Genomic DNA, 6,235 nt, shown 5'->3' with positions numbered 1-6,235 from the left:
TCGACGCGGGGGGCTTCGAGGAGTCCCCACTCGGCGGGATCGAGACCCTCGAACGCCTGATCGCGCAACGGGATGCCAGCGAGATCGCCGGTGTTCTTGAACGTCCAGCCGTGATACGGGCAACGAAAGTGAGAGCTGTTGCCTTGCTCGGCCTTGCAAAGCTGGCTGCCGTGGTGCCGGCAGGAATCGAACAGGACGCGGATCTCGCCGTCCTCGCTGCGGACGAAGATGAACGGGTCTTTGCCGATGTAGCGTTTTGCGTAATCGCCGGGTTCGGGAATCTCGGTGTCGTGACCGATGAACACCCAGCACTGGCCGAAAATCCGGTGGAGTTCGGCCTGGAACACCTCCTCGTCGTTGTACACTTTCATCGGCAACAACCCCTCTTCGAGGGCCTCGCGGTGACCCTCGAGTAGTCGCTCGAGACGAGGTGATAACGGCTCGTCGCCGGTAGTTATCGCTGAAGCGTCCACATCATCGTGTGGACAGGCGTCTTCTTCCAATGCCATACGTTTACAGATGTGATTCAACGGTCTTAGTTATTTACTTTCAGGGCCGTGTGACAGCGTCACGCACACCAAAAGCGACCGATAGTAGCACGAACGGTCTTGAACACCCCGTTTACCGATCCGTCGAGACCGTCACCGCCCTCCGTTCGCGTTACCTGAATTCCTGTAATTCCGCTTTGAGGACGCTCCCGCCGCTCGGATTCCGCGGGATTTCGGGAACGATCGCGATCTCGCGGGGTCGCTTGTAGTCAGCGAGGGAACTCTCCCGACAGTGGGTCTCGATCGTCTCCCGATCGATCGAATTCTCTTCAGGGACGACATACGCCTTCAGCGCCCGGCCCCACTTCTCGTGGTCGACGGCGACGACGGCCACGTCGTCGACGGCCTCGTGTTGCAGGACGACGTTCTCGATCTCCGTCGGGTAGACGTTCTCGCCGCCGGTAGTAACCACATCGTCCTTTCGACCTTCGACGTAGATGTATCCGTCCTCATCTACGTACGCGAGGTCACCGGTGAAGTACCAGCCGTCGACCAACGCTCGCTCGGTGCTCTCGGGTCGCTTCAGGTATCGATCCATCACCGATTCGCCCTTGCAGATCAGTTCCCCGGTCGTCCCAGTCGGTACGGTCGCGGATGGGTCCGGCTCGCAGTCGGGATCGACAATCCGGATGCGCTGAAAGGATAGGCCGGTCCCGCAGGAGTGGGGGTGCTCGCCGCTTTGTTCCGGGGACAGAATCGACGCCGGCGGTCCGATCTCGGTCGCACCATAGATGACTGAGTGGCGATCGCAGAGACGAGACCGACAGCGCTCGAGTAGATCCGCGGTCATCGGTGCACCGGAGTACCACCAGAAGCGAAGCGACTCGAGGTCGTACTCCTCGAGGGAATCGACTTTCGTCAGGCGATCGTACTGGGCCGGGACGCCTCCAAGAACGGTTGCGTCCCACTCCTCGATCGCCTCGAGGGTCCAGTCGGGATCGAACTGCTCGAAGATAATCGTCGGAATGCCAAACTGAAGGAACGGAACGAACCCGGTGTACAGCGGGCCGCTGTGAAACAGCGGGAGCGGCAACACGTTGACGTCCGAGTGACGCAGGCCGAGTTCGGCAATAACGTTCATGTTCACCAGTACCCGAGCCGAGTGCGTGTGAACTACGCCCTTCGGTGTCCCGGCTCTGCCGGAAGTATAAAAGTAGCCGTCGACCGTCTCGCCGTCGACGGGGAGTCCCGGGTTCTGCGTCGATCCGTTCACCAGCACCTCGTGGGACAGGTACGCCGACTCGCCAAACGTGTATAGCGGCGAGTCGTGCTCGGCAAGTATCCGCTCGACCGCACCCTGTTCCTCGAGCAGGCCTGCGTCGGCGAGTAGACACGACGGGTCCGCGTCCTCGAGAACGAACGCTACGTCGTCGGCGTCTAGCCGGACGTTGATCGGCGTGACGATCGCACCGACTTTCTGGGTAGCGATGAACATCGCCACGTATTCGATGGAGTTGTGCGCGTAGATTGCGACGACGTCGCCGGTTCCGACGCCGTTGTCGAGCAGACCGTTCGCGATCTGATTGCTTTCATCGTCGAGTTCTTCAAACGTTCGCGTCCGGGTCCCATCCGCAGACCGGCACGCGATCGCGAGTCGGTTGCCGAAGCGATCGGCTGACTCGCTGAGCATCCTACCGATGTCCATGTGAAGAAACTAATCGAGCTAGAGAATAAATATACCGGCAGTCACGCGTCACAGATGCTGTACGGAGTACCGACATCCGTGTCGCGAGAAGGGCAAAAGCGTCCCACGTTCTCGTCCCGGAGTATCGGTGTTGAGTATGTCGTCGGTCTCGATCCGACGGAACTGCTGCCGAGTCCGTATCCGATACAGCTCCCTCAGAGCCTCGATCAGGAGGAGCCACGCCGAATGGATCGGACAGCTGGTCGGACGTGGGCCGCCGCCGATCACCGAAGCTGCTTGCCCATCGTTTCAATCCCGAACGTCAGGATGAGGATTCCGCCAGCGATCATGCCGATCGCGAACGGCGCCAGTGCGACGAAGTACCCCCAACCGACGAGCGCACCTGCAAGGATCGGGCCGGAGATCGACGCGATCTTGCCGATGCCGGTCGCGAAGCCGAAGCCGGTGCCACGGACCGCCGTCGGGAACAGCTCCGCGGTGTACGCCAGCATCGGTCCCCACGCGCCGATCAAAAAGAAACTCGCCAGAAAGAGGCTCAACAGCGGGTGAATCGCGTCGAGACCGACAAACGATCTATCGACCAGTTCGGCGGCGAACGCGAACGTGAACACGCCCGCAAACAGCAGGTAGCTACCGATCGTGTACTTCCGGCCGATCCGATCGATCAGGTACGACGCGCTGAGGATCCCCGGAAGCTGGGCGAGGGCGACCAGAAACAGCTGCCCGTAGAGTCCGCCGCCGAGGTTCGCCGCCTCGAGCGTGTCGGGAAGCCAGATGAAGATGCCGTAGAAGCCGAAGTTGATCCCGAACCACGAGAGACTCGCGAGTAGCGTTCGGCGTCGCAACCCGGGTTCGAACAGGCGAGAGAGGGCCGTCTCGCCGCGGTCCTCGCGAATCGCCGTGATAGTCGCCGTCTCGCCGCCGTTTTCCGCGGCAATCTCGCGAACGCGCTCGTTCGCGTCCTCGAGCCGATCGTTCGCCGCGAGGTAGTACGGAGTCTCCTCGAGTCGACGGAGCACGAGGACGAGCAACGCCGGGGCCGCCGCGCCGAGGAAAACGAACCGCCAGGCCTCGAACCCGAGGATCGTGCCGTCAGTCGCGAGAATGTCGAGAAAGAGCCACGCGAAGAGTACGGAGAGGATCGTTCCGACGGGCCAGAACGTCTCGAAGTAGACGGTGTACCGGCCGCGCTGGCTCGTCGGCAGGTGTTCACTCAGATAGGAGACGGTGATCACGGTCGCCCAGCCGACTCCGATTCCGGTCAGAAACCGGAACGCGACGGCCGTGTAGAGACCGACCGAAAGGGCGGTAAGCCCGGCAAACAGCGAATAACAGAGCACGGCCCACTGGAGGCCGCGCACGCGCCCCGTCCGATCGGCGTGCCAGCCGCCGAACCAGCTGCCGAACATGATACCGACGAGCGCGGCGCTGCCGAGGACGCCCGCAGCAACTCCCGACAGCGACCACTGTTCGATCAGCGCCGGCAACACGAACGAAATCGAGAGCACTTCCACGGCCGTAAAGCTGAGCGCACAGCCCATGATGAGCAGCAATCGGCGGTGGAACGGGCCGACCGAAACCGCATCTAGCGCGTCGCTTACCGTCGTTCGGTCGGTCATCGATCGATGATGCCTCAGAACGCCGGGATTACTTCGTCGACGAACTTCTCCATCTGCTCGAACTGATCCTCGCCGCCGAATCGGATGATGAACTCCTCGCAGCCGCAGTCGTTGAACTCCTCGATCCACTGGATGAGATCGTCCGCGTTACCGCTTGGTCCCCACTCCGCCGGGTCCTTCCCCTTGTAGAGTTGCGGATAGTAGGTTCTGATGTACTCGTCCATCTTCTCGTCCGCCGCGTCGGCGTCGTCGTCGATCGTCATCGTCACCTGGAACGTCGTGTGGACGTCGTCCGGGTCGTGACCGTTCTCCTCGGCGTAGTCGACGATGCTCTGCCACTGGCGCTCGTACTCGTCGGGCGCATTGGAGAGCCCGGCGGCCATCCAGCCGTCGCCGAGTTCGACGATTCGCCACGCCGCGCGGTTGATCACGTCGTCGGACCCGGAGTCGTGGTGTGCGGGGTTGCTCACGACGAGAATCGGCGGCTCTTCCTGGACCGGTTCGAGGTCGCGGATCTCGGCACCGCGGCGGAAGTCGACGTCCTCGAACTGGTAGATGTCGCCCTTGTAGGTCAGTTCGCCCTCTCGCCAGAACTGTTTGAAGATCTCGAGTTGTTCCTCGAGCATCTTTGCGCGCTTGCGGTAGTCGAGACCCAGTACCTCGTACTGTTCCCGGCAGCCAGGGGTCGGCGGTCCCATACAGGCGCCGAGTTCCATCCGCCCGTCGGAGATCATATCGAGGCTGTTCCATGCCTGCAAGAACTGAATCGGGTTTCGTAGCGGGGTGATCATGCAGCCGGTGCCGAGCTTTACGTTGTCCGTGCGCGCAGCGAGGTTCCCCAGCAGACTGACCGGTTCGAGTCGCGGTCGATCGAGCAAGCTGTCACCGACCCAGACGGAGTCAAAGCCGTACTCTTCGGCGGACTCGCCTAGTTCGAGCATCTTCTCGACGGTGTAACTCTCGACTAGCAACGGTTCACGATTGTTGATATTAATACCAAACTCTACCATCGTCGCTTCGTAGATTCGGATAAGGACGGATTAATAGTTTCCATGTTCTGTTGACAACTCTCGGCCCGAGCCGCGAACTTCGTCGGGAGTTCTCCGGGGAATCGGCTTGCAACCCGGATCCGCGGACCGCCGCGTACAGTTCGTCCCCTCTCTCGTAGACAAGCCCCGAACGCCGTCACCCGAAAGCGCGCCCCCGGGCCGAGATCGAGCCGCGATCGAAGATCGTTGCGTAGCCACGTCTGTTTCAGCGCGGTTCCGGCGAAAGTCCGAAGGGTTTAGGTTGCAGACCGCCAGCCGAATCATAATGACGATATACGAAACAGTTCGACCGGCCCTGTTCGCCCTTCCGGCCGAGACAGCCCACAATCTCGGCAAGCGGACGATGGCCGCCGCGCAGTCGTCCTCGGCGCTGAGACGAGTGATTCGCCACCAGTACCAGTACCGCAACCCCATGCTCGAAATCGAGCGCTTCGGACTTTCGTTTCCGGCCCCCGTCGGCGTGGCTGCCGGCTTCGACAAGAACGGCGACGTGATGCACTTCCTCTCGGATCTCGGCTTCGGGTTCGCAGAGGTAGGAACCGTTACACCGTACCCCCAACCCGGCAACGAGCGCCCCCGTCTCTTTCGACTCCCCGACGACGAGTCGATGATCAACCGACTGGCGTTCAACAGCCAGGGAGCCGATCGCGTTCGAAAGCGACTGGCGACCCACGGAACGCCGTCGGTCCCCGTCGCGGTCAACGTGGGGAAAATGAACACCTCCGGCGAACACGAGGCCATCGAGGACTACCGCCGTGTGTTCGATCGCCTCTACGATCATGCGGACTATTTCGTGCTCAACGTCTCCTGTCCGAACACGCCCGAGGAGTACGACGAACAGAGTCCGGAACACCTCCGTGAGATCTTCACCACCCTCGAGGACGAAAACGACGAGGAAAAACCCCTTCTGGTGAAGGTCGGTCCCGACTCGCGGCGAGAGGATCTCGCCGACCTCGTCGAGATCGTCGAGGAGTTCGCCGTCGACGGCATCGTTGCGACGAACACGACGACCGACCACAGCGAACTGACCGACACCCACCGTGACGAGTGGGGCGGCGTCAGTGGCAAGCCGCTCGAGGCCGCCGCAACGGAAACCGTGCGAACGCTTGCCGAACTCACCGATCTGCCCATCGTCGGCGTCGGCGGCGTCCACGACGCCGAGAGCGCCTACCGAAAGATCCGTGCCGGGGCGAGCCTCGTCCAGGTGTACACGGGCTTCGTCTACCGGGGGCCGTCACTCGCTCGCGACATCAACGAAGGGCTCGTCGAACTGCTCCGCGAGGACGGCTTTGACTCGCTCGAAGAGGCCATCGGTGCGGATCTCGAGTAGCTCCGCACGCACACGGTTGTCCCGTTTTGATTTTCGACGCTCAG

5 protein-coding genes are annotated in these 6,235 nt (G+C 61.9%); 1 reads left to right on the top strand and 4 read right to left on the bottom strand.

What is annotated here, in order from left to right:
• From AC6I6L_RS20205 to AC6I6L_RS20190, 4 genes are all read right to left on the bottom strand, one after another.
• The coding region (locus AC6I6L_RS20205) for a Rieske 2Fe-2S domain-containing protein (RefSeq protein ID WP_497919581.1) at positions 1–509 on the bottom strand (509 nt) is incomplete at its 3' end.
• Positions 510–660: 151 nt separating this feature from the next.
• Entirely contained in the window at positions 661–2,193 is a 1,533-nt protein-coding gene (locus AC6I6L_RS20200; RefSeq protein WP_497919580.1) for a class I adenylate-forming enzyme family protein, read from the bottom strand.
• 263 nt (positions 2,194–2,456) lie between these two features.
• Positions 2,457–3,812, bottom strand: a complete 1,356-nt coding sequence (locus AC6I6L_RS20195; RefSeq protein WP_497919579.1) for an MFS transporter — start codon at positions 3,810–3,812, stop codon at positions 2,457–2,459.
• A 14-nt stretch (positions 3,813–3,826) separates the two neighbouring features.
• On the bottom strand, positions 3,827–4,822 hold the full coding sequence (locus AC6I6L_RS20190; RefSeq protein WP_497919578.1) for an LLM class flavin-dependent oxidoreductase: 996 nt from the start codon (positions 4,820–4,822) through the stop codon (positions 3,827–3,829).
• Positions 4,823–5,126: 304 nt separating this feature from the next.
• Between AC6I6L_RS20190 and AC6I6L_RS20185 the strand changes: the two genes are divergently transcribed.
• Positions 5,127–6,191 carry a quinone-dependent dihydroorotate dehydrogenase gene (locus AC6I6L_RS20185; RefSeq protein WP_497919577.1) on the top strand — a complete coding sequence of 355 codons (1,065 nt, stop codon included), beginning with the start codon at positions 5,127–5,129 and terminating at the stop codon, positions 6,189–6,191.
• The last annotated feature ends 44 nt before the right edge of the window (positions 6,192–6,235 follow it).

It is taken from the genome of Halosolutus sp. DAT137 (genome assembly GCF_059736405.1).
This window is presented reverse-complemented; position numbering and strand designations above follow the sequence as displayed.

Excerpts from the sequence above, each read along its gene's own strand:
- AC6I6L_RS20190 (WP_497919578.1), bottom strand. The coding sequence starts at position 4,822 with ATGGTAGAGTTTGGTATTAATATCAACAATCGTGAACCGTTGCTAGTC.
- AC6I6L_RS20195 (WP_497919579.1), bottom strand. The coding sequence starts at position 3,812 with ATGACCGACCGAACGACGGTAAGCGACGCGCTAGATGCGGTTTCGGTC.
- AC6I6L_RS20185 (WP_497919577.1), top strand. The coding sequence starts at position 5,127 with ATGACGATATACGAAACAGTTCGACCGGCCCTGTTCGCCCTTCCGGCC.
- AC6I6L_RS20200 (WP_497919580.1), bottom strand. The coding sequence starts at position 2,193 with ATGGACATCGGTAGGATGCTCAGCGAGTCAGCCGATCGCTTCGGCAAC.